Origin of the sequence: Actinomadura sp. K4S16 (assembly GCF_008327685.1) — a bacterium.
Classification (GTDB): Bacteria; Actinomycetota; Actinomycetes; order Streptosporangiales; family Streptosporangiaceae; genus Spirillospora.
In genome coordinates, this window is the sequence record NZ_BDDE01000010.1 from 1,042,393 (window position 1) to 1,068,637 (window position 26,245).

At 72.3% G+C, this 26,245-nt stretch carries 25 protein-coding genes; 10 read left to right on the top strand and 15 right to left on the bottom strand.

Annotated features, from left to right (window positions below; all coding sequences use genetic code 11):
• Positions 1 to 28: 28 nt before the first annotated feature.
• Positions 29 to 601: a TetR/AcrR family transcriptional regulator gene (locus K4S16_RS05590; protein WP_149257661.1), complete on the top strand. Its 573-nt coding sequence runs from the start codon at positions 29 to 31 to the stop codon at positions 599 to 601.
• Here K4S16_RS05590 and secA2 read toward each other — a convergent pair.
• On the bottom strand, positions 582 to 2,915 hold the full coding sequence (gene secA2, locus K4S16_RS05595; protein ID WP_149257662.1) for an accessory Sec system translocase SecA2: 2,334 nt from the start codon (positions 2,913 to 2,915) through the stop codon (positions 582 to 584). The genes K4S16_RS05590 and secA2 overlap by 20 nt on opposite strands.
• A 234-nt stretch (positions 2,916 to 3,149) precedes the next feature.
• On the opposite strand from secA2, the gene K4S16_RS46375 reads away from it, so the two are divergent.
• Complete coding sequence (locus tag K4S16_RS46375) at positions 3,150 to 3,284, top strand: hypothetical protein (RefSeq protein WP_268843210.1); 135 nt, start codon at positions 3,150 to 3,152, stop codon at positions 3,282 to 3,284.
• A 129-nt stretch (positions 3,285 to 3,413) separates the two neighbouring features.
• Here the strand turns inward: K4S16_RS46375 and K4S16_RS05600 are convergent, their stop codons facing one another.
• Positions 3,414 to 4,634 (bottom strand): ROK family transcriptional regulator, encoded by a 1,221-nt coding sequence (locus K4S16_RS05600; RefSeq protein ID WP_149257663.1) that lies wholly within the window; start codon positions 4,632 to 4,634, stop codon positions 3,414 to 3,416.
• 254 nt (positions 4,635 to 4,888) lie between these two features.
• Between K4S16_RS05600 and K4S16_RS05605 the strand changes: the two genes are divergently transcribed.
• From K4S16_RS05605 to K4S16_RS05620, 4 genes are read left to right on the top strand one after another with little or no spacing between them, the layout of a single operon-like run.
• Positions 4,889 to 6,163 (top strand): extracellular solute-binding protein, encoded by a 1,275-nt coding sequence (locus tag K4S16_RS05605; RefSeq protein ID WP_149257664.1) that lies wholly within the window; start codon positions 4,889 to 4,891, stop codon positions 6,161 to 6,163.
• Positions 6,164 to 6,185: 22 nt separating this feature from the next.
• Positions 6,186 to 7,157, top strand: a complete 972-nt coding sequence (locus K4S16_RS05610) for a carbohydrate ABC transporter permease (RefSeq protein ID WP_149257665.1) — start codon at positions 6,186 to 6,188, stop codon at positions 7,155 to 7,157.
• On the top strand, positions 7,154 to 7,993 hold the full coding sequence (locus tag K4S16_RS05615; RefSeq protein ID WP_149257666.1) for a carbohydrate ABC transporter permease: 840 nt from the start codon (positions 7,154 to 7,156) through the stop codon (positions 7,991 to 7,993). Before K4S16_RS05610 ends, K4S16_RS05615 begins: the two co-directional genes overlap by 4 nt.
• Positions 7,990 to 9,447, top strand: coding sequence for a glycoside hydrolase family 3 protein (locus tag K4S16_RS05620; protein WP_200841694.1), 1,458 nt, complete (start codon positions 7,990 to 7,992; stop codon positions 9,445 to 9,447). The genes K4S16_RS05615 and K4S16_RS05620 overlap by 4 nt, the downstream gene beginning before the upstream one ends.
• A gap of 99 nt (positions 9,448 to 9,546) precedes the next feature.
• Here the strand turns inward: K4S16_RS05620 and K4S16_RS05625 are convergent, their stop codons facing one another.
• A complete protein-coding gene (locus tag K4S16_RS05625; protein ID WP_149257667.1) occupies positions 9,547 to 9,930 on the bottom strand; it encodes a tautomerase family protein in 384 nt (127 codons plus the stop codon).
• A gap of 292 nt (positions 9,931 to 10,222) precedes the next feature.
• On the opposite strand from K4S16_RS05625, the gene K4S16_RS05630 reads away from it, so the two are divergent.
• The 3 genes from K4S16_RS05630 to K4S16_RS05640 all read left to right on the top strand — a co-directional run bounded on the left by K4S16_RS05630 (position 10,223) and on the right by K4S16_RS05640 (position 12,508).
• Positions 10,223 to 10,687, top strand: coding sequence for an Rrf2 family transcriptional regulator (locus tag K4S16_RS05630; protein ID WP_149257668.1), 465 nt, complete (start codon positions 10,223 to 10,225; stop codon positions 10,685 to 10,687).
• A 1-nt stretch (position 10,688) separates the two neighbouring features.
• A complete protein-coding gene (locus tag K4S16_RS05635) occupies positions 10,689 to 11,492 on the top strand; it encodes a DNA-formamidopyrimidine glycosylase family protein (protein WP_149257669.1) in 804 nt (267 codons plus the stop codon).
• A 131-nt stretch (positions 11,493 to 11,623) separates the two neighbouring features.
• Positions 11,624 to 12,508, top strand: a complete 885-nt coding sequence (locus tag K4S16_RS05640) for a LysR family transcriptional regulator (RefSeq protein ID WP_149257670.1) — start codon at positions 11,624 to 11,626, stop codon at positions 12,506 to 12,508.
• Here K4S16_RS05640 and K4S16_RS05645 read toward each other — a convergent pair whose 3' ends face one another.
• The 5 genes from K4S16_RS05645 to K4S16_RS05665 form a co-directional block, all read right to left on the bottom strand.
• On the bottom strand, positions 12,509 to 13,009 hold the full coding sequence (locus K4S16_RS05645; protein WP_149257671.1) for a hypothetical protein: 501 nt from the start codon (positions 13,007 to 13,009) through the stop codon (positions 12,509 to 12,511).
• Between the two features lie 143 nt (positions 13,010 to 13,152).
• Entirely contained in the window at positions 13,153 to 13,620 is a 468-nt protein-coding gene (locus tag K4S16_RS05650; protein ID WP_149257672.1) for a Dps family protein, read from the bottom strand.
• A 131-nt stretch (positions 13,621 to 13,751) separates the two neighbouring features.
• Positions 13,752 to 14,105: a helix-turn-helix domain-containing protein gene (locus K4S16_RS05655; protein WP_141577403.1), complete on the bottom strand. Its 354-nt coding sequence runs from the start codon at positions 14,103 to 14,105 to the stop codon at positions 13,752 to 13,754.
• A 111-nt stretch (positions 14,106 to 14,216) separates the two neighbouring features.
• Positions 14,217 to 15,512, bottom strand: coding sequence for a CinA family nicotinamide mononucleotide deamidase-related protein (locus tag K4S16_RS05660; protein WP_149257673.1), 1,296 nt, complete (start codon positions 15,510 to 15,512; stop codon positions 14,217 to 14,219).
• Between the two features lie 449 nt (positions 15,513 to 15,961).
• A complete protein-coding gene (locus K4S16_RS05665) occupies positions 15,962 to 16,474 on the bottom strand; it encodes a DUF1990 family protein (protein ID WP_149257674.1) in 513 nt (170 codons plus the stop codon).
• Between the two features lie 88 nt (positions 16,475 to 16,562).
• On the opposite strand from K4S16_RS05665, the gene K4S16_RS05670 reads away from it, so the two are divergent.
• On the top strand, positions 16,563 to 17,366 hold the full coding sequence (locus K4S16_RS05670; RefSeq protein ID WP_149257675.1) for an MOSC domain-containing protein: 804 nt from the start codon (positions 16,563 to 16,565) through the stop codon (positions 17,364 to 17,366).
• 4 nt (positions 17,367 to 17,370) lie between these two features.
• Here the strand turns inward: K4S16_RS05670 and pgsA are convergent, their stop codons facing one another.
• The 7 genes from pgsA to K4S16_RS05705 all read right to left on the bottom strand — a co-directional run bounded on the left by pgsA (position 17,371) and on the right by K4S16_RS05705 (position 26,169).
• Positions 17,371 to 17,964 (bottom strand): CDP-diacylglycerol--glycerol-3-phosphate 3-phosphatidyltransferase, encoded by a 594-nt coding sequence (gene pgsA / locus K4S16_RS05675; RefSeq protein ID WP_149257676.1) that lies wholly within the window; start codon positions 17,962 to 17,964, stop codon positions 17,371 to 17,373.
• Positions 17,961 to 19,376, bottom strand: coding sequence for a 30S ribosomal protein S12 methylthiotransferase RimO (gene rimO / locus K4S16_RS05680; protein WP_149257677.1), 1,416 nt, complete (start codon positions 19,374 to 19,376; stop codon positions 17,961 to 17,963). Before rimO ends, pgsA begins: the two co-directional genes overlap by 4 nt.
• A gap of 107 nt (positions 19,377 to 19,483) precedes the next feature.
• A complete protein-coding gene (locus K4S16_RS05685) occupies positions 19,484 to 20,236 on the bottom strand; it encodes a helix-turn-helix domain-containing protein (RefSeq protein ID WP_149257678.1) in 753 nt (250 codons plus the stop codon).
• A 145-nt stretch (positions 20,237 to 20,381) separates the two neighbouring features.
• Positions 20,382 to 23,048, bottom strand: coding sequence for a DNA translocase FtsK (locus tag K4S16_RS05690; RefSeq protein ID WP_149257679.1), 2,667 nt, complete (start codon positions 23,046 to 23,048; stop codon positions 20,382 to 20,384).
• Between the two features lie 123 nt (positions 23,049 to 23,171).
• A complete protein-coding gene (locus K4S16_RS05695; RefSeq protein WP_149257680.1) occupies positions 23,172 to 24,857 on the bottom strand; it encodes a ribonuclease J in 1,686 nt (561 codons plus the stop codon).
• A complete protein-coding gene (gene dapA, locus K4S16_RS05700) occupies positions 24,854 to 25,792 on the bottom strand; it encodes a 4-hydroxy-tetrahydrodipicolinate synthase (protein ID WP_149257681.1) in 939 nt (312 codons plus the stop codon). The genes K4S16_RS05695 and dapA overlap by 4 nt, the downstream gene beginning before the upstream one ends.
• A 155-nt stretch (positions 25,793 to 25,947) precedes the next feature.
• Positions 25,948 to 26,169, bottom strand: coding sequence for a hypothetical protein (locus tag K4S16_RS05705; protein ID WP_149257682.1), 222 nt, complete (start codon positions 26,167 to 26,169; stop codon positions 25,948 to 25,950).
• Between the last annotated feature and the right edge of the window lie 76 nt (positions 26,170 to 26,245).

The following is a 26,245-nucleotide window of genomic DNA, read 5'->3' on the forward strand; positions in this document are numbered from 1 at the left end:
CAGGGTCACCCCGGTGGAAGGAGTCCCGATGCCCGTGCACGACCGGCCGCTCACCCCCGCCGCCCGGCGGGTGCTCCAGGTCGCGAGCGAGCTGTTCTACGAGCGCGGCATCGGCTCCGTCGGCATGGAGCTGATCGCCGCCGAGGCGGGTGTCACGAAGAAGACCGTCTACGACCGGTTCGGTTCCAAGGACGCGCTGATCCTGGCCTACCTGCGCGCCCGCGACGAGCGGTGGCGCGCCTTCATGACCGAGCGGATCGCAGAGGCGGGCGACCCCCGCGAGCGGGTCCTCGCCACGTTCGACGCCCTCGGGGAATGGCTGGCCACCGAGTGCGGGCGCGGCTGCTCGATGGTGAACGCGTGCGCCGAACTGCCCGACCCGTCCCACCCGGTGCACGGGGTGGCCGCCGAGCAGAAGGCCTGGGTGCGCGCCCTCTACGCCGGCCTGGTGGGCGACGGCGTGCTCGCCGACCAGCTGCTCATCCTGCACGAGGGCGCGGTCGTCGCGTTCAGCGTCGCGGGCATCCGCGACGCGACCGCCTCCGCCCGGGCCGCCGCCGAGGCGATCGTTCCCCGGAGGCTCAGCGCCGCCGCCCCCTGAACATGTTGATCAGCCCGCGCAGGGCCCGCTCGTCCAGGGACCCGAACGGGTTGTCGTGGACGAGGTAGGTCCAGGTCGCCGAGGGGCGCTTCAGCCCCGCGGAGTCGAGGTCGATGCCGTCCTCGGACGCGGTGAGGGCCTCGAAGGCGGCCACCGACCGCTTCCGCGCGTCGCCGAGGAGCCGCTTTCCCGCCGGGACGGCCTCCCGGTTGAACTCGATGAGCGGGTCCAGGCCCCGGCCGAGCGACCGCAGGTGGATGCCCTCGCGCAGGTCGGCGAGGAAGGCCAGGTGCTCGGCCCAGCAGCGGTCGAGCTGGTACAGGACGATCTGCCGCGCGGCGGCCGCCACCGCCTCGGCGCCCGCGGTCCCGGTGAGCTCGGCGTGCCGCGCCGGGGCGTCGGCGGCCATGGCCCGGTCGGCGGCGTCGCCGTGCAGGACGGCGTCGCGCTCGGCGAGCACCTCGCGCCGCTGAAGCCCGATCAGGTGGTTGTAGCGCCACGTGTTGCGGTGCAGCTCCAGGTCGACGCCCTCCGCGACGCGCTGGGCGTGGCCGACGATCCAGTGCGCGCCCTTGTCGGTGATGAGCCCGTCGTCGCCGGCGGGCGCCTTCGACTCCTCGTCCGGCGCGTAGCGGGTGACGAGGTCGTCCTGGAGGCTGGTGAAGAACACCGAGCCGCCGGGGTCGCCCTGCCGCCCCGCTCGACCGCGGAGCTGGTCGTCCAAGCGGCTGCTGTGGTAGCGGCCGGTCCCGATGACCAGCAGGCCCCCGGCCCGCGCGACCCGGTCGTGGTCGGTCCCGTCATGTTCGGCGGGGGCCGTGCCGGGGGCGGTCGGCGAGGGGCTTCCGCCCAGCCGGATGTCGGTGCCCCGGCCGGCCATCTGCGTGGAGACGGTGATCGCGCCGTACGCGCCCGCCTCCGCGATGATCGCGGCCTCCTCGGCGTCGTTCTTGGCGTTGAGGACGACCCGGTCCAGCCCGGCGCGGGCGAGCCGGCGCGCGAGCCGCTCGGACTCGGCGACGTCGCCGGTCCCGACGAGGACCGGGCGGCCCCCGGCGTGCGCGGCGGCGATCTCCTCGACGATCGCGACCTCCTTGTCGGCGGCGGTCGCGTACAGGCGGTCGGGCTCGTCCACGCGGACGCACGGCCGGTTCGGCGGGACGACCGCGATCTGCAGCCCGTAGAACTCGGTCAGCTGCCCGGCGACGGCCATCGCGGTGCCCGTCATGCCGCACCGCACGGGATAGCGCCCGATCAGCTCCTGCACGGTGATCGAGTCGAGGATCTCCCCGCTGGGGGAGGCGTCGAGCGCCTCCTTCGCCTCGACCGCCGCCTGCAGGCCGTCCGGCCAGCGCTGCAGCAGGGCGACGCGGCCCCGCGACTCGCTGATCAGCTTCACCGCGCCGTCCCGGACGATGTAGTCCACGTCGCGCTGCAGCAGCACCTCCGCGTGCAGCGCCACGTTCACCGCGGTGAGCGTGCCGAGGTTCTCCGGAGCGTAGAGGTCGAGCCCGAGGACGCGCTCCACCTCGCGGGCTCCGGCCGCGGTGAGTTGGACGTTGCGCGCCTCGTCGTCGGTCGAGTAGTGCAGCCCGGGGCGCAGCCGCCGGACCAGGTCGGCGTGCCGCGGGTCGGCGGCGCCCGAGTCGGCCGCGCCCGCGAGCACGAGCGGGACCATGGCCTCGTCCACCAGCACCGAGTCGGCCTCGTCGATGAGCGCGACGGACGGCTCGGGGAGCACGAGGTCGGCGGCGCCGGTGGCGAGCCGGTCCCGCAGGAGGTCGAACCCGACCTCGCTGACCGGCGCGTACGTCACGTCCGCCCGGTACGCCTCGCGCCGCTCGTCGGGCGTGGACGACTGGCCGACCCAGCGGACGGTGACCCCCAGCATCGCGTACAGCGGGGCCATCCACTCGGCGTCGCGCCGCGCCAGGTAGTCGTTGACCGACATCACGTGGACCCGGCGGCCGCGCAGCGCGTACCCGGCCGCCGCCAGGGCGCCGGCCAGGGTCTTGCCCTCGCCGGTGGCCATCTCCGCGACGTGCCCGGACAGCAGCGCGAGCGTCCCGACGAGCTGGACGTCGAAGGGGCGCTCCCCGAGGGTCCGGCGGGCGGCCTCCCGGCCGAGGGCGCACAGCTCGGCGAGGTCCTCCTTCTCGCGGAGGACGGACGCGGCGGCGGTCAGCTCGGCGTCGGAGAGCCCCCGGACGCGGGACTCGCGCGCCCCGGCCTCGTCCGCCAGGGCGCGCAGCGGCGCCAGATCGACGCTCCCCGGCTTCTGGACGAGGCGCCGCAGCCGGTCACGCAGCGCCATGGCGTCCCCTCGGTTCGTCGCTCACGGTTCCCCCAACGGGCAGGTGGAAGACGGCGTTCCCATGATCTCAGCGCGCGGCCCCGGGGGGTGTCCAGGGTGGTCCTCCGCTGTTGGTCTGACCTCGAATTCATTCCTCGGGCGGATACCCCCCGGCCCTTTCGTTTGAGACCATGGACGCATCACGGGGTTTGCGGTGGCCAAGGGGAAAGCGCCACCGCGGAACGGGGTTTCGCCATGACACCTACGGCACGCAAAGCCGCCGCGCTCCGGCGCAAGCGCCAGATCATCAGCCAGACGGTCATCGACCGCGCGCTGAACGACCCGCGGCGGCACAAGGAGGCCGCCGTCGCGGCGGCGGCCGCCAAGTAGGGGACGCTAAGGGGACAAGTAGGGGACGCGTAGGGGAACGGTCCATCGCGCGATCGGGAAGCGCCTCCGCCGGCCGGGCGGGGGCGCTTCCCGCTTCCGCGGGCGCGTTCTCCCGCACGCGTCGCCCTCCTAGGCCCCCGCGGCCGAGAAGACGTCGTCGCGGGCCTGCTCCAGGGCCGCGTGCAGCGCGCCGCGCAGGACGGGGTTGCCCGTGACGCCGGTGACGGCGACGGCGGGACGGGTCGGGCTGATCCGGCCGACGATCGCCTCGATCCGGGTGGCGAGCGGCCATCCGCCGGCCCGGCCGAGGCTTCCCGACAGCACCACGAGCCCGGGGTCCAGGACGATGTTGACCGAGGTCACGCCGTAGGAGATGCGGTCGGCGAGCTCGTCGAGGAATGCCCCGCCGCGGTCCTCGTCGGCGGCGGCCGCGCGCACGCAGTCGATGGCGGTGGGCTCGGCGATGCCGTGCTGGTGGGCGAGCGCGCGGACCGCGTCCGCGCCCACCAGGGCCCCGTAGCCGCCGGCGAGGGTCGGGATCCCCCAGGTCGTCGACTCGGTGACGCCCTCGTCCTGCGCCGCGCGGCGGGCGGCGCCGACCGGCAGCGGCGCCCCCGGGACGGGCAGGTAGCCGATCTCCCCCGCGCCGCCCCACCGGCCGCGGTGCAGCCGCCCGCCCAGCATCACCGACAGGCCCATGCCGCGGTCGAACCACATGAGCGCGAAGTCGTCGGCGTCGCGCGCGGCCCCGTAGGCCCGCTCGGCGATGGCGGCGAGGTTCACGTCGTTCTCGATGGTCACGGGGCGGCGCAGGTCGGTGCGCAGCGCGGCGAGGACGCCCTCGTGCCAGGCGGGCAGGTCGAAGGAGAACTGGACGTCGCCGGAGCGCGGGTCGACGACGCCGGGCGTCCCGATGACGAACGCGCTCAGCCTCGACACCGCGACCTTGGCCGAGCGGCACGCCTTGACGACGGCGCTGTGCACCATCTTCACCGGCTCGTCGGCGCCGTTCGGGTCGACGGTGACCTGGGCGACGATGTTCCCGGTGATGTCGGCGACGCCGGCCGTGACCCCGTCCGGCCCCACCTCCAGGCCCGCGACGTACGCACTGGACGGGACGACCGCGTAGAGCGCGGCGTTCGGGCCCCGCCCCCCGGCCTGCTCCCCCACCACCGAGACCAGCCCGCGCTCCTCCAGCCGGGACAGCAACTGGGACGCGGTCACCTTGGACAGCCCGGTGTGCTCGCCGATCTGGGCGCGCGTCAGCGGGCCCTGCTCCACGAGCAGGTCCAGCGCCGCGCGGTCGTTCAGCTCACGCAGCAGCCGCGGCGTTCCCGGGCGTCTTGCCATCCTGGCACCTCTGATGTCTCAATCCGCTAACGAGCAGTTTTGTTTAGGAAAGTTTCTTGTTAGTTTACGCCCAAGCGCCGACCGGCACGGTACCCCGGGCCGGAGGCGCGCGCAGAGCGCGGACTGGCGAGCAGGGCGCCCGCGAGCGATGCGAACGCGAGGAGGGCATGGCTGGGACCCTAAAGGGTCCGCGCCGTCTCCACCCGCACCGCAGGCCACAAGGCCGCGCGAGGCGATGCCGGAAAGGATCCCCAGTGAAGTACATCAAGGTTGCGGCCGCGACGGCCGCGATCGCCCTGGCCGCCACGGCCTGCGGCGGCGACAGCAAGGACGGCGACGGCAAGGACGGGGGCAAGGACCCGGCGCAGCTCAAGGTCTGGATGATGGGCGACGGCACGCCCGAGCAGACCAAGATCCTCGACGGCGTCGAGGCGGAGTTCAAGCAGAAGCACCCGAACACCGACGTCCAGATCAAGTACGTGCCGTGGCCGCAGGTCGCCACCACCTTCCAGAAGGCGGCGGCCGGCGGCGAGGGGCCCGACGTCACCGAGCTCGGCAACACCGACGTCCAGTCCCACATCGAGCAGGGCAGCCTGGCCGACATCACCGACGAGTACAAGGGCTGGGCGGACGGCAAGACGCTGAACAAGACCGCCCTCGGCAACGACACCGCGGACGGCAAGACCTACGCCGTGCCGTGGTATGGGGGCGTCCGCGGCGTCTGGTACCGGACGGACTGGTTCCAGGAGCTCGGCATCCAGCCGCCGAAGACGTGGGCGGACCTGACCGCCGCGGCCAAGAAGGTGCAGGACTCCAAGAAGGTGCCCGGCATCGGCATCCCGAGCGACCAGACCAACGCGCTGCTCAGCTTCATCTGGGGCAACGGCGGCGAGGTCGCCGCCGACGACGGCAAGGGCGGCTTCAAGGGGCAGCTCGACCAGCCGCCGGCGGTCGAGGCGGTCAAGTACTACGCCGGCCTCGTCACCACCGAGAAGGTCGCGCCCGAGAAGTACGTGGGCAAGAACGAGCTGGAGGGCCCGCAGCGCGACTTCGCGCTCGGCAAGCTCGGCATGTACGTCGACGGCAGCTGGGCGCTCAAGGAGATGAAGAAGGTCTCCGCGAAGAACGCCGACAAGTGGGGCGTCTTCCCGATCCCGAGCAAGACCGGCGGCAACGCCCCGGTCATGGCGGGCGGCTCCGACCTCGCGGTGTGGAACGACAGCAAGGCCAAGGCCGCGGCCTTCGACTACATCACGATCCTCAACAACGCCAAGAACGCCAAGATCTGGGCGGACTACAGCGGCTTCTCCTCCATGCGGTCGGACGTGAAGTTCTCCGACCCGAAGCTCGAGGTCTTCACCTCGATCGCCGGCAACACCAAGTTCCCGCCGATCAGCGCCGGCTGGGGCGAGTTCGAGCAGGCCAAGAAGGTGCTGCCGAACGCGGTCAAGGCGATCATGCAGGGCAAGTCCGCCGAGGAGGAGATGAAGAAGGCGAACGAGCAGGCCAACACGCTGCTGAACCCCTAGTACCCGGCTGATCGGAACGTCCATGCTCGACACCGCTCCCGCGGTGCGGAAAGCGCCCGGCCGGAGATCCTCCGGCCGGGCGCGGCCCCGCCGCCGGCCCCGCCTCGGGCCCTACCTGCTGATCGCGCCCACCGTGGTCGTGATCGCCGTCCTGATGTTCTGGCCGATGATCCAGATCGGGATCATGTCGTTCCAGAAGGTCGGCAACCGCCAGCTGCGCGGCGAGCCGGCCGAGTCGGTGGGGACCGAGAACTTCGACAAGATCTTCAACGACCCGTTCTTCTGGCAGACCCTCCGGCACACCGTGCTGTTCGCCGCCGTCGCGGTGTCCCTCACCCTGGTCGTCGGCACGCTGGTGGGGCTGCTGCTCCACAAGCTCGGCAAGCGGATGTCGGGCTTCGTCGCGGGCGGCGTGATGGTCGCCTGGGCGACCCCGCCGGTCACCGCCGCGATCATCTTCAGCTGGCTGTTCGGCACCACCGGCGGTCTCGTCAACTGGTGCCTGGACCTGCTGCCGGACTTCCTGGTCGGCGGCGGCTGGAGCGACTACAACTGGTTCGCCACGCCCCTGTCCACCTACACCGTCCTCACCGTGTGCGTCGTCTGGCAGGCGTGCCCGTTCGTCGCGGTGTCCGTGCTGGCCGGGCTGAAGAGCGTCCCGGGCGAGCTGTACGAGGCGGCCCGCGTGGACGGGTCGGGCCCGTGGCGGACGTTCTGGAGCCTCACCTACCCGATGCTCAAGCCGATCTTCCTCGTGCTGATCGTCATGTCGATCATCTGGGACTTCAAGGTGTTCACGCAGCTGTTCATCATGGCCGGGATGGCCAACCGCGACGCGTTCAACCTGTCGCTGTACGGCTACTCCGAGGCGTTCGGCTCGCTGAATCCGAAGCTCGGCATGGGCTCGGCGATCGCGCTCGTGCTGACGCTCATCCTGCTCGTCGTCACCGCCCTCTACGTGCGGGTCATGGTCCGTCAGGGGGAGACCCGATGAGGCGCCTGCCGCGCAAGCTGCTGCTGAACGGGACGGGGCTGCTGGTCTTCGCGATCGCGGTGTTCCCCGTCTTCTGGATGGCCTCCACCGCCTTCAAGCCCAACACCGAGATCTTCAGCACCACGCCGAAGCCGCTGCCGTCCCACCCGACGCTGGAGCACTTCGACCTGGTCCTGAACGGCGGCATCGCGGAGGTCTCCTTCTGGGAGTACTTCCGGAACAGCGCCATCCTGGCGCTCGTCACCGTCCTGGTGTCGGCGCTGCTCTCGCTGATGGCCGCGATCGCCGTCGCCCGCTTCCGGTTCCGCTTCCGCACCACCTTCCTGATCATGCTGCTGGTGGTGCAGATGGTCCCGTGCGAGGCGCTGGTCATCCCCCTGTTCCTCGACCTGAAGCAGCTGGACCTGCTGAACAGCCTGGCCGGCCTCGTCGTCGTCTACATCGGCTTCGCCGTCCCGTTCGCGATCTGGATGCTGCGCGGCTTCGTCGCCGCGGTGCCGCGCGAGCTGGAGGAGGCCGCCGCCATCGACGGCGCCGGGCCCGTCCGGACGTTCTTCCGGGTCCTGCTCCCGCTCGTCGCCCCCGGCCTGGTGGCGACCAGCATCTTCTCCTTCATCACCGCCTGGAACGAGTTCATCTTCGCGTTCACGTTCCTGGACGACCAGACCAAGTACACCCTGCCGATCATGCTGCAGTTCTTCTTCGGCCGCAGCGGCAACGCCTGGGGGCCCATCATGGCAGCGTCCACGCTGCTCACCATTCCCGTCATCGCCTTCTTCCTCGTCGTCCAGCGCCGCATGGTGTCCGGCCTCACCGCCGGGGCGGTGAAGGGGTGACGACCGACGACACCACGACCACGGCGGAGATCGCCCGGCTCGCCCGCGGCACGCTGCTCCCGTCGTTCCCCGGCGCGACCGCGCCGCGCTGGCTCCTGGACGAGCTGGAGGCGGGACTCGGCGGCGTCACGCTGTTCGCGCTCACCGGCAACGTCCCGAGCCCGGAGTCGCTGGCCGCGCTCACCGCGCAGATGCGCAAGGCCGGCGACCCGTTCGTCACGATCGACGAGGAGGGCGGCGACGTCACCCGCCTCGGCGGCCACGCGACCGGCAGCCCCTACCCGGGCAACGCCGCGCTCGGCGCCGTGGACGACCCGGAGCTGACCCGCCGCATCTACCGCTCGCTCGGCGCCGAACTGGCCGAGGTCGGCGTCAACTTCAACTTCGCGCCGTCGGTCGACGTCAACACCGCCGACGACAACCCGGTCATCGGGACCCGCTCGTTCGGCTCCGACCCCGCGCTGGTCGCGCGGCACGCCGCCGCCGCCGTCACCGGCACTCAGGAGGCGGGCGTCGCCGCCTGCGCGAAGCACTTCCCCGGCCACGGCGCGACCGTGGAGGACTCCCACCTGGCGATCCCCCTCGTCGACGCCGACCTGGACCTGCTGGACCGGCGCGAGCTGGTCCCGTTCCGGGCGGCGATCGCGGCCGGCACCCGCGCGGTGATGACCGGGCACCTCAACCTGCCGTCCATCACGCGCGGAGCGCCCGCCACCCTCTCCCAGGACGCGATCACCGGACTCCTGCGCGAGCGCCTCGGCTACGAGGGCGTGATCGTCACCGACGCGCTCGACATGGAGGGCGCGAGCGGCGCGATCGGCATCCCGGAGGCGTCCGTGCGGGCCCTCATCGCGGGCGCCGACCTGCTGTGCCTCGGCCCGAACGAGCACGCCGAGACCGTTGAGGCCACCCTCGCGGCGATCGACGAGGCCGTCCGGACCGGACGCCTCCCCCTCGTCAGGCTGGCGGCCGCGGCCGAGCGCACCCGCCTGCTCCGGGAGTGGCTCGCCGGGCGAAGCCCCGCCGTCGTCGACCGGTCCGCCGGCCTGGAGGCCGCCCGCCGCGCCCTCCGCCTGACCGGCACGCTGCCCGCCTGGAGCGGGACGCCCCTGGTCGTCGAGACCGAGTCGTCCGGCAACATCGCGGTAGGCCCGACCCCCTGGGGCCTGCACCCGTGGGCGCCCGACGCCGTCCGGGCCGACGGCGCGGACGGGACGGTGGAGGATGTCTTGGACCGTGCCAAGGGACGCGGCCTCATCGTCGTCCTGCGGGACGCCCACCGCCACGCCGCCCAGCGCGCCCTCACCACGGCCCTGCTGGCCGCCCGCCCCGACACCGTCGTCGTCGAGATGGGCCTCCCCGTCTGGCGCCCCGCCCCCGCCGTCCACCTGGCCACCTACGGCGCCGCCGCCGCCAACGCCCAAGCCGCAGCAGAACTCCTGGGTCTGGGTTGATCACTCCCCTTCTCCTCCGCGCCACGAAGTCGTCGCGCGGCTGACGAGACCCACGGCGCGCCCTCCGGACAAGAGCCCGGTTCCGGGGGGCGCGTCGTGTCAGGGGAGGTACTGGGCTTGGCCGTGGCCGAAGGACCAGTCTGCGGGGGTGTTCTCGTGGATGACTATGAAGACGTTGTGGGGGGCTACGCCGGCGCGCTCGTGGGCTAGGGCGCATACACGCGCGTAGAGCTTCTTCTTCTGGTCGTCGGTACGGCCGACGCGCATGGTGATGTCGATGTAGACGATGCCGTCGTCGCGGGGGATGTCCAGGTAGGTGCCGTGCCGGAGCGTGCTCGCGGCGCCGTCGTGGCTGGTCAGAATCTGGAAGCGATCCTCGGCGGGAAACCCGATCGATTCCATCAGGGCCTGATGTACCGCGTCCCCCAGGGCCTCCAGCCGTTGCGGGTCCATGCGGAGGGCATCAATGCGGACGAGCGGCATGGTCAAGTGTCCCTTCAAGAGCGGGTCGCCCTGAAGTGTACATACCTGTAGGTACAGAGCGCGCGCCTACCTCAGCCCGCACCGCAACCCCACGACGACCTCAATGGTCGCGATCGCGTCCGAAGGCAGGTTCAAGCGCAGCGAGAACCTGATCGCGCAGCGAGCCGCAAGGCGAGACGGAGCGATGCCAGCGATCGCCCGCAGTGCTCGACGATGGAGGGCCGCCAAGGCCCGAAGGAGGAGAGCACTGCCATGAACCGAAGTAGTTCTATCGGCAAGGGATAATGGGGCTATGCGATTGTCCGCCCGGGTCGACTACGCGTTGCGTGCCGCCGCCGAGCTGGCGGTCGCCGGGAGTCATCCGGTGACCGCGGTGCAGCTCGCGGAGGCCCAGCAGATTCCGCCCAAATTCCTGGAGAACATCCTCGGACAGCTGCGCCGGTCCGGGATCGTCCGGAGCCAGCGGGGACCCGAGGGCGGCTACTGGCTGGCGCGTCCGGCCGAGCGGATCTCGCTGGCCGACATCATCCGCGCCATCGACGGGCCGCTGCTCGGCGTGCGGGGCGAGCGGCCCGAGCACGTGGGGTACGAGGGGCCCGCGCACTCCCTGCAGGAGGTGTGGATCGCGCTGCGCGCCAGCGAGCGGGCGATCCTGGAGCAGGTCACGCTTGCGCACATCGCCGCCGGGGAGCTGCCGGAGCCCGTCCGGAAGCTGACCGAGGACCCCTCCGCCTGGGAAAGCCCCTCGCTGATCTGAGATGCCCGAAGGCGACGTCGTCTGGCTGACCGCCCGGCGCCTGCGCGAGGCGCTGAAGGGGCGGGTGCTGACGCGTTCGGACTTCCGCGTGCCGCGGTACGCGACGGCCGACCTGCGCGGGCGGACCGTGCTGGACGCGGTGTCGCGCGGCAAGCACATCCTGGTGCGGGTGGAGGGCGGGCTGACCATCCACACGCACCTGATGATGGAGGGGCGCTGGCAGATCCGCCGGCCCGGGCCTCCTCCGCGCGACCATCGGGTGCGGCTCGTGCTGGCGAACGCCGAGTGGCAGGCGGTCGGGTCCTCGCTGGGGCTGGTCGAGTTGCTGCGCACGGACGAGGAGGACGCGGCGGTGGGGCACCTCGGGCCCGACCTCCTCGATCCGGACTGGGGGCCGCGGCTTGAAGCCGAGGCGGTCGCGCGGCTGGCGGAGGACCCGGACCGGGCGGTCGGCGAGGCGCTGCTCGACCAGACGAGGGTCGCCGGGATCGGCAATGTCTACAAGGCCGAGGTCCTGTTCCTGCGGGGCGTGAACCCGTGGACCGCCGTTGGGAACGTTCCCGACATCTCGGGCCTCGTGCAGCTCTCTCAGCGCCTTCTGGACGCCAACAAGGAGCGGCACGGCCACATCACGACCGGTGAGCTGGGACGCGGGCGGGAGCACTGGGTGTACGGGCGGGCGGGCCGTCCGTGCCGGCGGTGCGGCACCCGGATCGAGCGGGCGGACCAGGGCCCTCCGGGCGCGGCGCGGGCGACGTTCTGGTGCCCGCGCTGCCAGCCGGTCGGCGCCCGCCCTGCCCCCTGAGGCTCCAGGGCGGGTCGCCGCCTTTCCGGGTCGCCGGATCCTGCGCCCTCATGGAGATCGTCTGCCCGAGGAGCGCTCCAAGTCAATTCTCGGGTTTTCTTGGCGGCTCCCCAGGTCTAGCTTGGGGATTTGTGACCTTGGACGACCTTCGCGTGTTCGTGGCCGTCTGCGCGGCGGGCAACCTGAGCGCGGTGGCACGGGACCTGTCGTGCAGCCAGTCGGCCGTCAGCCAGCACGTCAAGCGGCTCGAACGCGAGACCGGGCTCGTGCTGCTGGAGCGCCGGCCGCGGGGCGTGGTGCCGACCCGCGCGGGGCGCATCCTGCACGCGGCCGCGGCCGAGGGGATCGCGGGGCTGGACGCCGCGCTGCGCCGGCTCGACGATCTGCGCCGCGGGGTCGGGGGCACGGTCCGCGTCGCGACCGGGGCCACGACCGTGCGGCACTTCATGGCGGCGGGGGTGGCGGCGTTCCGGGCGCGGCACCCCGACGCCGCGCTCCAGTTCGAGACCGCCGGGTCGAGCCGCCGCTGCCTGGAGGCGGTGCGGTCGCACACCGCCGATCTCGCGTGGGTCACGATCGGGCCGCCGCTGGAGGGCGTGGAGCAGCGGGCGTCGCGGGAGTTGCCGTGGGTGCTCGCCGTGCACGCCGGCGATCCGCTCGCCGAGCGGGCGTCCGTCGCGCTGGACGAACTCGCCGGGATCCGCTACATCGAACTGCCCGCGCATTCGACGTCCCGCGTCCACCTCGAAATGCACCTGGAACGTCACGGGGTGCGCCTCACGTCCACGACGAGCGTCGCCGACTGGGACACCGCGCTCCTGCTGGCCGAACTGGACCTCGGCCAGGCGATCCTGCCCGCGCTGCCCGGCTGGGGAGACGGCTCGGGCGACGTGCGGCTGGTGCCGATCCCCGACCTGCCGCCGCTCACCGCGGGATGGGCGGCACGCCGCTGGGACGCCCTGAGCCCGCTCGCCGTCGAGTTCGCCGAGACCGTCCTGGCGCACCTGCGCACGTGATCAGCGCGCGGTCACCCGGCCGTTCGCGACGGTCAGCCCCACCTGCGGCGCGCCCTCGGGGCAGTGCCGCCCGTTCGGGAACGTCGCCTTCGGCGTGACGTCGAGCCGCTCGTCGACGAACGTCCGCCCTTCCGCGTCGCGCAGCTTCAGCGTCACCCGCACGGGCGCCTTGGGCAGACCCTCGACTCGGGCGAAGGCCCTCTTGCCCCCGTCAGGGGAGGCGGAGGCGCCGCAGACGGCGTCCGGCCCGTCGCCGTCGCAGCCGGTCGACACGGTCTTCGAGGTCGGGCCCAGCTCGATCCGGGGTTCCTGGCACATCCCGTCCCAGCACACCCGCAGGGACGCGGACGCGGCACGGGACCCGTCGGGGATGACCAGGCTCACCCCGGGATCGGTCCCGATCAGCGTGCAGAGCCGTCCCGCGCCGTCGCCTTCGGAGCCGCAGGCGGCCAGGGCGAGCAGAGCGGCGGCCAGCGGCACGGCTCGGGAGAGGGGGTGCATACCCCCATCATCACTGCATCGCGGGCAGAGCGCGGCCGAACGCGGAAAAGCCCCGGCCCCGTCGGGAGACGGCGGGGCCGGGGCTCATCGATCGGTCCGGCACGGGCACCGGGGCCGCGGCGCCTCGGGACCGATCGCGTCCGTCAGGTCTGCGCCTGGAACATCCAGTGCTGCTTCTCGAGCTCGGCGGTGATGCCGATGAGCAGGTCCTGGGTCACCTGGTCCGGCTCGTCGGTCGCCTTGATGCGCTCCCGGAACCGCGCGATGATCTGCGCAAGGATGTCGGTGATCGCGGCGACGACCTTGTCGTCGTCGAGGTAGCCGGCCTCCAGCTGCGGGAGCTGAGTGCGGTCGGCGACCGTGCGGACGCGGCCGTCGGGGTTCGCCCCGATCGCCACCGCTCGCTCGGCGACGTCGTCCTGGCCGCTGCGGGCCAGCGCGACGATCTCGTCGAGGTGCTCGTGGACGACCTTGAAATTGCGGCCGGTGAGGTTCCAGTGCGCCTGCTTGGCCACCAGAGAAAGATCGATCAAGTCGACGAGAGCGCCCTGCAAGGCGTCCCCGGCGGCCTTCAGGTCCGACTCGGTGAGCGGGCTCTTGACCGACGCCATGAACGGGCTCCTTCCGCATCGTTACGGTTTATCCGTTACAACACAGGAGAATCCCCGCGAATGCCGAGTTCATGCCGTGAGGCCGCGCACACCCGCGGCCCCGGCCAGGGGCATGAACGCGCCGTCTGCGGTCAGGCGGCGACCATGTCGGCGCGGAACTCGCCGGTGATCTCCTCCGGGGTCTCCGGAATGCTCTCGGCGGAGATCCGCTCGTGCTCCGGCGCACCCGCCATGACGGGCTCGTGCTGAAGCTCGGCGAGGGCGAGCTGATCCGCGACTTCCCTCAGCACGTGCGACAGCGGAACGCCCAGGGCCTTGCAGATAGAGGACAGCAACTCCGAAGAGGCCTCTTTCTGCCCCCGCTCGACCTCGGAGAGATAGCCGAGTGACACCCGCGCTGCCGCGGACACCTCACGGAGGGTGCGTCCCTGGCGCAGCCGCAGCTGCCGCAGTACGTCACCGAGCAGCTGGCGAAGCAGGACCATCGTCTCGCTCCCTCCCTCAGTTCGGACCATCTGCCGGTTCCACCGTACCCGCCCTGACGGCGGCGATGGCAGACCGTTGATTTCGTGTTCGCTCGGAACGTAACGCTGTAATCAGCCCCTATCTTCCCGATCTTCCTGAGCCTCTCCGCTCCCGTCCTCGACGTCAAGCCCCAGAAGGCGGCGTCTCAGCAGCTCAAGCGCGTGTACGACGGTCATCCGCCGGATCACCGCGCGGATCTCCGGCCCCGCGCCGGGCACCGGGAGTTTCGGGCCGACCACCGTCGGCGAGGCTCCAGGTCCGGCCAAACCGACATAGACCGTTCCCACGGGACGGCCGTCCTGCGGGTCGGGACCGGCCACGCCCGTCACCGCGAGCCCGTAGGTCGCGCCGAGCGCGTCGCGGACGCCGGTGGCCATCACGGCGGCCACGTCCGGGTGGACGGCCCCGTGCTCGGCGAGCAGGTCGCCCGGCACGCCGAGGAGCCTCTCCTTCAGCCCGGTCGCGTAGGCGACCACGCCGCCCGCGTACGTCGCGGACGACCCGGGCGTCGCGGTCAGCTCTGCGCCGACGAGGCCGCCGGTCAGCGACTCCGCGGTGGCGACGGTCTCGCCCCGGTCCAGGAGCAGCCGGTGCACGACCAGCCCGAGCGACTCGTCCTCGACCCCGTAGACCGACGGGCCGAGCAGCTCCCGGACGCGCGACTCCACGCCCGCCAGCCGCCCGGCCGCGTCCTCGCCGGACACGGTGATGCGGATCTTCACCTCGGCGGGATCGGGCAGGTAGGCGAGCTTCACGCCGTCCATCGCCTCCACCTCGGCGAGGCGGGTCGCGGCGACCGACTCCCACAGCCGGGCGGTGCGCAGCGTGCGGCGCGCCACCGCGGGCAGCCCGGCGATCTCCGCGAGCTCCGGCAGCACGATCTCGTCCATGATCGTGCGCATCTCGAACGGGACGCCCGGCAGGGCGTAGACGACCCCGCCGGGGAGCTCGACGCGCAGGCCGGGCGCCGAACCGGCGGAGTTGGTCAGCGGCCGGGCGCCCTCGGGGACGTCGGTCATGCGCAGCGCCATCGGCTGCAGCTCGCGGCCGGCCCGCGCCACCCGCTCGCGCAGCCGCCGCTCCAGCTCCGGGTCGCGGACGAGGGCGACGCCGGCCGCCTTGGCGAGCGCGTCGCGCGTCACGTCGTCGTAGGTGGGGCCGAGCCCGCCGGTGGTGATGACGGCGTCGGCCCGGTCGAGCGCCGACTCCACCGCCGCGACGATCACGTCCAGCTCGTCGCCGACGACCACGCTGCGGGTGACCTCGACGCCGTGGTCGGCGAGCCGGCGGCCGAGCCACGCGGCGTTGCCGTTGATGGTGTCGCCGAGGAGCAGCTCGTCCCCGACGGTGAGCAGTTCGACCCGCATCGCGTCCCCATCCGTCCCCGTTGCGCAGGCGCCCCGAATCCCAGGCGCCCCCGAATCTACCGGCGGGCACCGACGACGGGCCCGGCGGACCGCCGGTTCACCGGAAGAACCGGCCGAATGAGGACGACACCGGCCCCGGCCGCTTCGCACGGTCCAACCGGCATAACGCTTTTCCGTCGTCGAGAATTGGGACGGCCGCGTTTTCTGTCCGCCGCGCGCGGGCCTCGGAACACCGCGCGCGGCACGGGCCCCGCGCGGAACGCGCATCGTCGCCGCACGTCGCCGCTCCGGCCGCCGACAAGCGAGAGAAGCGCAGGTCACATTGTGAGTCAAAACTCATTCGGTGGATTCGTGCGGGCGGACGCCGGCAGGGATAATCGAATACCGCGGCACCCCTTGGAGCGGGGCCGCGGGGCCACGACCGGGGTGGGCGTGGTCCCGCGGCCCACCTAGGCCCGCGACAGGCGGCGCAGCACGGCACCGCAGCGGCGGGCGTAGGCGCGCTGGAACAGCCTTCCGAACTGGCCCGCCAGCTTCGCCGCCGCCGTCGCCGGACGGCTGAACGCGGTAACCGTCAGCCACACGTCGCCCTCGTCGTCCAAGTGCACGACGAACGACTCCTCCCCCGACTCCGGGTGGCCGGGGAGCGTGCCGTACGCCCATCCGGCGTAGCGCTCCTCCTCGCGCGTCCACACGATGCGGCAGGGCGCCTTCAGGCGCAGCGGCCCGACGCCCAGCCCGATCACGACGCTGACGCCCGGCGCGGCGCGCGGCGCCGACGCCTCCACCCGGACCGGGAGCGCGCGGTGCATCCAGAACTCCATGACCGCGTCCGCGGCGTTCCGGAACGCCGCGGGCCCCTGCCCGACGAGCATGCGCTGCCGCATGTGCCGGTACCCGGCCGGGCGCTCCGCATCGCGCGTCGCGCCGACCTCGGCGTAGGTGAAGTCGTCCCCGGTCATGCCCTCCGGCCTCCAAACTGACGAATCCGCGTCAAGTATGGCCCGTGCCCCTGGCCACCGGGTCGAACCGGTCCGTAACGTCCGTCGCATGAACGCCATCGTCGCCGGGCTGAACGTCTTCCCGATCAAGAGCGCGGGGGCCGTCCCGGTCGCCGAGGCCGAACTGACCCCGGACGGGCTGCGCCACGACCGGGAGTTCATGCTCGTCCGCCCGGACGGGCGGCACCTGTCGCAGCGGGAGGCCCCGGAACTGGCGCTGCTGCACCCCGCCTTCGACGGTGTGAAGCTCAGCGTCCACACCCCGCTCGCGCCGTCGCCCCTGGTGTGCGAGGCGGTGGACGGCCCCGCCCTCGACGTGACCGTGCACCGCCGCCCGTGCCAGGGGATGGACCAGGGCGACGACGCGGCCGGCTGGTTCTCCGAGATCCTCGGACTCCCCTGCCGCCTCGTCCGCTTCACCGGGACCCGTCCCACCCTCCTCGGCGGCGGCACCCTGACGTACGCCGACGGCTACCCCGTCTCGGTGCTGTCGGCCGAGTCGCTCGACGACCTGAACCGGCGGGCGGACGCCCGGTTCTCCATGGCGCGCTTCCGTCCCAACATCGTCCTGCGCGGCCTCGGCCCCTACGGCGAGGACGCCGTCACCCGGCTGCGCGGCGACCGGGTGGAGATCGAACTCGTCCGGCCGTGCGGCCGCTGCGTCATCGTCAACACCGACCAGGACACCGCGCGCCGGTCCCCCGAGCCGCTGCGGGCCCTCGCCCGCTACCGGACCGAGCGCTTCGCCGGCGTCCGCGAGATCATGTTCGGCCGGCTCGGCATCCCGCGCGCGCTCGGCGCCCTCCATGTGGACGACGAACTGAGCGCGACTTCTGAGCCGGCCGCGTCCTGAAGGCTCAGGAGGCGTCGGCGGACGGACGGCGCATGCGCCAGGCCTGGACGACGTAGTCGACGCCGGTGACGACCGTGACGACGAGGGCCGCGCCCATCGTGGCCCAGCGGACGTAGTCGAGCGGGCCCGGCAGGATGTAGAAGCCGATGGCGATGACCTGGAGCATCGTCTTCAGCTTGCCGCCCTTGCTCGCCGGGATCACGCCGCGGCGGATCACGACGAACCGCATCAGCGTGATGCCGATCTCGCGGACCATGATGGCGGCGGTCACCCACCACCACAGCTCGCCCATCACCGACAGGCTGACCAGCGCCGCGCCGGTGAGCGCCTTGTCCGCGATCGGGTCGGCGATCTTGCCGAAGTCGGTGACGAGGCCGCGCGCCCGGGCGATGTCACCGTCGATCTTGTCGGTGATCGAGGCGACCGCGAACACGGCGAAGGCGGCGAGCCGCATGGCGGTGCCGTCCAGGAAGAACAGCCAGACGAAGAGCGGCACCAGCGCGATCCTGAGGAGCGTCAGGGCGTTGGCGATGTTCCAGACGCCGGCCGGCGGCGGGTCCTGCGCGCCCGCGACCGGATCCGGGGTGCCGGCGATCATGACACGTCCGCGATGAGGTCCACCCCGTCGCTGCCCACGACCCGGGCCTCCACGATGTCGCCGAGCGCGAGCCCCTCGCCGCGGACGAGGACCGTCCCGTCCACGTCCGGCGCCTGGTGCTCGGCGCGGCCCTCGAAGCCGCCCTCCTGCTCGGCCTTGTCCTCCAGCAGGACGCGGATCCGGCCGCCGACGCGGTCCTCCGCGCGCTGCGCGGTCAGCTCCTCGGCGAGGCCGGACAACTCCTCGACGCGGGCGGCGACGTCGGCGGGATCGAGCTTGCCGTCCAGGTTCGCGGCCTCCGTGCCCTCCTCGTCGGAGTAGCCGAACACGCCGACGGCGTCGAGCCGGGCCGCCGACAGGAACTCCACCAGCTCCTCGAAGTCGTCCTCGGTCTCGCCGGGGAACCCGACGATGAAGTTGGAGCGCACGCCCGCCTCCGGCGCCAGCGCGCGGATCTGGTCCAGCAGCCCGAGGAACCGCTCCCGGTCGCCGAACCGGCGCATCGAGCGCAGCACCGGGCCGCTCGCGTGCTGGAACGACATGTCGAAGTACGGGGCGACGCCGGGCGTGCCGCAGATCGCCTCGATGAGTCCGGGGCGCGTCTCGGCGGGCTGCAGGTAGCTGACCCGGACCCGCTCGATGCCGTCGACGGCGGCGAGGGCGGGCAGCAGCTTCTCCAGGGCCCGCAGGTCGCCGAGGTCCTTGCCGTAGGACGTGGAGTTCTCGCTGACGAGGACCACCTCGCGGACCCCGTGGCCGGCGAGCCAGCGCGCCTCCTCCAGCACCTCCGCGGGCGGGCGCGAGACGTACGCGCCGCGGAACGCGGGGATCGCGCAGAACGTGCAGCGCCGGTCGCAGCCGGACGCCAGCTTCAGCGGCGCGACCGGGCCGCCGCCGAGGCGCCGCCGCAGCACCCGCGGACCGGACGCCGGGGCCACGCCGTCCGGCAGGTCGTCCTGGCCGCCGTGCCCCGGGACGGCGACCCGGGCGCCGTGCCGCTCGACCGGGCTGATCGGCAGGAGGGTGCGGCGGTCGCGCGGGGTGTGCGCGTCGCGCCGGCGTCCCGCCATGACGTCGTCGAGGCGCTCGCCGATCGCGGTGTAGTCGTCGAAGCCGATCACCGCGTCGGCCTCGGGCAGCGCCTCGGCCAGCTCGCTGCCGTACCGCTCGGCCATGCACCCGGCCGCGACGACCTTGGCGCCGGAGTCGTGCGCGGCCAGCAGCGTGTCGATCGAGTCCTTCTTGGCGGCCTCGATGAACCCGCAGGTGTTGACGACCACGACGTCCGCGCCGTCCGCGCCGTCCGCCAGGTCCCAGCCCGCGTCCTCGATGCGCGCGGCGAGCTCCTCGGAATCGACCTCGTTGCGGGCACAGCCGAGCGTGATGAGTGAGACCTTGCGGCGAGTGGACATGCCCCTAAGGTAATGGGCGCCCGCGCCGGAGCGGACCATCGGCCCGCGGCATCGGCGTGGGAAGTCGTCCCGCCCGACGCGCCCGCCCCGGAGCCCCCGGGGCCGGATCAGGCGGACTCGGGGTCGTTGCGGTCGAAGGTCAGCCGCTGGACGCCCTTGCCCTTGCCGGGCGATCCGAGGTCCTTGCCATTGACGGTCAGGTTGACGCTGCCGCCGATGCCGACCACCAGCCGGACCTTCTTCTTGGCGGTGAAGTCCTTCTGGTCGCCCTGGCGGAGCATCCCGCTGAACAGCGTCTTGCCCTTGTCGCCCTGGACGTTCAGCCACGTGGTCCGCTTCGCCTCGACCCGCACCTCGACCTTGGTGCGCGGCGCCTCGGCGACCGGGGAGCTGCTCGTCGGCGGCGCGGTCGGGGCGGCGGACGGGGTGCGCGGCGCGGGCGTCCCGGCGACCTGCCGCGCGGTGCGCCGCTCGCCGCCACCGTGCCCGACCACCTGCACGATGCCGTAGATCACCACGAGCGCGAGGGCGAGCGCCATGGCGGCGCTCCAGTTCGGCGACCGGCGCTCGCGGAACGCGACCGGCTGCTCCGGCTCGAACGCCGACACCGCCGAGACCGGCTGCGGGGCGCCGCCGTGCGCGGCGTCGAACTCGGCGACGAGCGGTTCCGGATCGATGCCGATCACGCGCGAGATGCTGCGGATGTGGCCGCGGGCGTAGAAGTTGCCCCCGCATGCGGAGAAGTCGTCGGCCTCCATGCTGCGGACGACCGTCTCGCGTATCCGCGTCTGGAGGCTCACCTGTGTCACCGAGAGACCGGCCCGCTGACGCTCCTCCGCCAAGGTCTCACCGATGCTCACGCCGGGCCTCCTCTGAGGAGCTCGTGGCCGATCACGCACGACTGTGAAACCAGTCTAGGAACGGGCGTGCCCGTTCGGCGACAGCCAACACGTTCGAAACAGGGCAAGATTTCGCATCATTCCGCAATGCCCCGGCAGCGCGCGCTCAGCCGCCGCCGCGCAGTTCCGCGAGCACCCCGGGGAGATCATCCGGCTTGGCCAGCACGTCCCGCGCCTTGGAGCCCTCGCTGGGTCCGACGATGTCGCGGCTCTCCATGAGGTCCATCAGCCGCCCGGCCTTGGCGAACCCGACGCGCAGCTTGCGCTGCAGCATCGACGTCGACCCGAACTGGGTGGACACGACCAGCTCGATGGCCTGGACGAGCAGGTCCATGTCGTCGCCGATCTCCTCGTCGATCTCCTTCTTCGGCGCGCCGGCCGCGGCGACGTCCTCCCGGTAGCTCGCCTCCATCTGCCCCTTGCAGTGGTCGACGACGCCGTGGATCTCCTTCTCCGACACGTAGGCGTTCTGGATGCGCATGGGCTTGCTCGCGCCCATCGGCAGGAACAGCGCGTCGCCCTGCCCGACGAGCTTCTCCGCGCCCGGCTGGTCGAGGATGACGCGGCTGTCGGACAGCGACGAGGTCGCGAACGCCAGCCGCGACGGCACGTTGGCCTTGATGAGCCCGGTGACGACGTCGACCGACGGGCGCTGCGTCGCCAGGACGAGGTGGATCCCGGCGGCGCGGGCCAGCTGGGTGATGCGGACGACCGAGTCCTCCACGTCGCGCGGCGCGACCATCATCAGGTCGGCCAGCTCGTCCACGATCACCAGCATGTACGGGTACGGGGTGTAGACGCGCTCGCTGCCGGGCGGCGCGGTGAGCTTGCCCGCCTTCACCGCCTTGTTGAAGTCGTCGATGTGCCGGTACCCCGACGCGGCCAGGTCGTCGTAGCGGCGGTCCATCTCCCCGACGACCCAGTCCAGGGCCTCGGCGGCCTTCTTGGGGTTGGTGATGATCGGGGTGATCAGGTGCGGGATGCCCTGGTACATCGTCAGCTCGACCCGCTTGGGGTCGACCAGGATCATCCGCACCTCGTCGGGGGTGGCGCGCATCAGGATCGAGGTGATCAGGCCGTTGATGCACGTCGACTTGCCGGCCCCGGTGGCGCCCGCGATCAGGATGTGCGGCATCTTCGCCAGGTTCGCCACGACCGTGCGGCCCTCGACGTCCTTGCCGAGCCCGACGATCATCGGATGGTGCTCGTTGGTCGCGGCGGGCGAGCGCAGCACGTCGCCGAGGCTGACGATGTCCTTGTCGGTGTTGGGGATCTCCACGCCGATCGCGGACTTGCCGGGGATCGGGGAGATGATGCGCACGTCGGCGCTCTTCACCGCGTAGGCGATGTTCTTGGTCAGCGCGGTGACCTTCTCGACCTTCACCGCCGGGCCGAGCTCGATCTCGTACCGGGTGATCGTCGGGCCGCGGGTGAACCCGGTGACCTGCGCGTCGATGTCGAACTGCTCCAGCACGCCGGTGAGCGCGTTCACCACCGTGTCGTTGGCCTTCGTGCGCGGCTTGGACACGCTGCCGGGCCGCAGCGCCGACGGGTCGGGCAGCACGTAGATCTCGCCGGACGACGACAGCGGCAGCTGCTCGGTCCGGCGCGGGGCGGGCGTCGGGTCGCGGACCTCGGGATGGTCGGCCTCGGTCGCCGGATCGGCGGACACGGGGTCGGCGGCCATCGGATCGTCGACCATGGACGCGCCGGCGACGTGCTCGTCCATCGGCTCGTCGTCGGGGGCCGGGGCAGGGGGCGGGACCTGCCCGCCGAACGGGTCGGGCTCGAACAGCTCGTCGGCGAGGTCGCGGCGGGGCCGGTCGGCCTTCTTCGGCGCGTCCTCCAGCAGCGGCGTGTCGTACGGCCGTGAGTGCTCGCCGACCTCCAGCTCGTCGCCGTCCTCGGACTTGCTCTTGCGGCGCCGCTTCTTCGGCGCGCTCTCGCCCTCGGCCTCCTCGGCGGCGGGGCGTTCGGGACGGTTCTGCAGCGTCGCCATCGCCCACAGGTCGGCGACCCGCTCGGGGACCTTCGCGATCGGCGTCGCGGTGACGACCAGCAGCCCGAACCCGGACAGGAGCAGCAGCAGCGGGACGGCCACCCATCCGCTCAGCGCCGCGTCCAGCGGGGCCGACACCAGCCAGCCGACCACGCCGCCGGACCCGCGCACGCCGTCCATGTCCTTCGCGGGGGACGGGACGCCCGCGGCGATGTGCAGGATGCCCAGGACGCCGACGCCGAGCGCGGTGATGCCGATGACGACGCGGCCGGTGTCCTCGTGGTGCTCGGGGTGGCGCAGCGTCCGCCACGCCAGCAGCGCCAGCAGCACGGGCAGCGCCATCGCCAGGATGCCGAGCCCGCCGCGCGCGACCTTCTCCAGCGCGATGGTGACGACGCCGTCGGGCCGGAACCAGGTCACGGAGGCCAGCACGATGGACGAGCCGAGCAGCGCGAGGCCGAGGCCGTCGCGGCGGTGCTCGGGGTCGAGGTTGCGGGCGCCGTTCCCGTACGCGCGGAACACCGATCCGACCGTCACCGCGGCGAGCAGGTACAGCCTGAACAGGAGCTTGAAGAACCCGAGCACCGCCTGCGAGAACGGGTCGGGCTTCTGGGGAGGGCGCCCGCGGCCGGAGCCGCGGCCCCCCCTGGAGCCGCCGCTCCCCTTGGGGTTGCCGCTCGGTCGCTTCCGGGGGGACGAACCTGCGGGCTTGCGAGCCGCCGTGCCCCCCGCACGCGAGGAGGCTTTCGCGCCTCCAGACGCACGTGTGGCCATGGTTATGAGAGTAACCAAGGACCCTCCCGGTTCCCGGGATGGCGGGCGGGCGTGTCGAGCGGACGGCCGCGGTCGCCGGCCCCGGTCGGGGACCGGTCCGCGGCCGTCCGGACGGCGGCGCCGCTAGACCTCGACGACCACCGGGATGATCATCGGGCGGCGGCGGTAGTTCTCGCTCACCCACTTGCCGACGGTGCGCCGGATCAGCTGGTTGAGCTGGTGCACGTCGTTCACGCCGTCGCCGGCCGCGTCCCGCAGCACGTCCTCGATCCGCGCGATGACCTCGTCGAAGTCCTCGTTGACGATGCCGGCGCCGCGGGCGTGCACCTCGGGCCCGGCGACGAGCTTGCCGGAACTGGAGTCGACGCCGATGACGATGGAGACGAACCCCTCCTCGCCGAGGATGCGCCGGTCCTTCAGGGAGGTCTCGGTGACCTCGCCGACCGACAGGCCGTCCACGTACACGTACCCGGCGGGGACCGCACCGACGATCTTGGCCTGGCCGTCGACGAGGTCGACGACGACGCCGTCCTCGGCGATGACGATGCCCTCGTCCGGCACGCCGGTGAGCGCGGCGAGCTTGGCGTGGGCGCGCAGGTGCCGCCACTCGCCGTGGATCGGCATGAAGTTCGCCGGCTTCGTCATGTTGAGCACGTACAGCAGTTCGCCCGCCGAGGCGTGCCCGGACACGTGCACGAGCGCGTTGCCCTTGTGGACGATGCGGGCGCCCCACCGGGTGAGGCCGTTGATGACGCGGTTGACCGCGTTCTCGTTGCCCGGGATCAGCGACGACGCCAGCATCACGGTGTCGCGCTCGGTGATGCGGATCGAGTGGTCGCGGTTGGCCATCCGCGACAGCGCCGACATCGGCTCGCCCTGCGACCCGGTGCACACCAGCACGAGCCGGTCGCCGGGGATGTCGTCGATCACCTTCTGCTCGACCATGATGTCCTCGGGGACGTTCAGGTACCCGAGTTCGCGCGCGACGCCCATGTTGCGGACCATGGACCGCCCGACGAAGCAGACCTTGCGGCCGTTGGCGACGGCGGCGTCCAGGACCTGCTGGACGCGGTGGATGTGCGAGGCGAAGCAGGCGACGATGAGCCGCCCCTGCGCCGTGCGGAACACCTCGTCCACGACCGGCCCGATGTTGCGCTCGCTGGTGACGAAGCCGGGCACCTCGGCGTTCGTCGAGTCCGACATCAGCAGGTCGATGCCCTCGGCGCCGAGCCGGGCGAACCCGGGCAGGTCGGTGAGCCGGCCGTCCAGCGGGAGCTGGTCCATCTTGAAGTCGCCGGTGTGCAGGACGAGCCCGGCGGGCGTGCGCACGGCGACGGCGAGGGCGTCCGGGATGGAGTGGTTGACGGCGAGGAACTCGCAGTCGAACGGCCCGAACGAGCGGCGCTCCCCCTCCGCGACCACGTCGGTCACGGGTTTGATGCGGTGCTCGGTGAGCTTGGCCTCCAGCAGCGCCAGCGACAGCCGCGAGCCGACCAGCGGGATGTCGCGGCGCTCGCGCAGCAGGTACGGGACGGCGCCGATGTGGTCCTCGTGGCCGTGCGTGACGACGACGGCCTCGATGTCGTCGAGCCGGTCCCTGATGTACTCGAAGTCGGGCAGTATCAGGTCGACGCCGGGCTGCTCGGTCTCGGGGAAGAGCACGCCGCAGTCGACGATGAGCAGGCGGCCGCCGTACTCGAACACCGTCATGTTGCGGCCGATCTCCCCGAGCCCGCCCAGCGCGACGATCCGCAGGCCCCCCTTGGGCGGTGCGGGCGGTTCCGAGAGATCCGGGTGAGGATGGCTCACCGGGCGACCTCCGGGATGACGACCTCCGGCACTTTGACTCCCCCTATCGTGAGGTCTTCTCGCAGGCGCGCCGCGAACTCCGGCGAGGCCTCCACCAGCGGCGCGCGGAGCGGGCCGCCTCCGGGGAGGCCGAGCAGGTTCAGCGCTGCCTTGACGGCGATGGCGCCCTGCGTACGGGTCATGATGGCGGCGACCACGGGCAGCAGCCGCCGGTGGATCTCCAGCGCCCGGCCGTGCTCGCCGGCCAGATAGGCGTCGATCATCTCATGGAGCTCGGTCCCGACCACGTGGCCGACCACGCTGACGAACCCCGCCGCCCCGACCGACAGCCACGGCAGGTTGAGGTTGTCGTCACCGGAGTACCAGACGAGGTCGGTCTCGGCCATCACCCTGGAGGCGCCGAACAGGTCGCCCTTGGCGTCCTTGACGGCGACGATCCGCGGGTGCTCGGCGAGCTGCACGAGCGTGTCGTTCTGGATCGGCACCCCGGCGCGCCCCGGGATGTCGTACAGCATGTTGGGCAGCCCCGTCGCGTCGGCCACCGCCGTGAAGTGGCGGACGAGGCCCTCCTGCGGGGGCTTGTTGTAGTACGGCGTGACCACGAGCAGGCCGTGCGCGCCCGCCGCCTCGGCCTGCCGCGCGAGTTTCAGGCTGTGCTCGGTGTGGTTGGTCCCGGCACCGGCGACGATCACCGCGCGGTCGCCGACCGCCTCGATGACCGCGCGAAGGAGCGTGCTCTTCTCTTCGTCGCTCGTCGTGGGCGACTCGCCCGTCGTCCCGTTGACGACGAGGCCGTCATGGCGCCGCTCATCGACCAGGTGGGTCGCGAGGCGCGCGGCGCCGTCGTAGTCGACGCCGCCGTCGGGCAGGAACGGGGTGACCATGGCGGTCAGCATCCGTCCGAACGGAGCGCCAGTGGATGTGCTGGGTGCCATGCAACGAACGGTACCGTTCCGGCCCATCCACTTGGACCCGCAGGTCGAAGCAGAACGAGCGAAAACGGAAGGAAGCCGCCGCCACACGCTCGGGGGTACGCGTGGCGGCGGCTCCCACAACGCACATCGTGGCACGCAAAAGCCGCGTTACGGGGTCAGTCCGGCCACGTCCCGGACTCGGTTGGATAACGTGACCCATCGGTCATCTCATGGAGTCGGACACGCAGCTCCTCGACGTCGGAGGTGCGCACGAGGTCGTTCCCCCGGACCGCCCACCATTGGCCGGACCCGCCCCTGCCGATCCGCCAGTCGGCGAACTCGGCCGCCAGTTCGCCGATCCGGTCGGCGTCGTACCGCGCGGACTGCTGAGTGCCCATCGGCCGTCTCCACTTCCTTTGGCATCCGCCAGTCGAAGCTTGACCTTCCGCACCCTCCACTACCCCCGTGGATGTA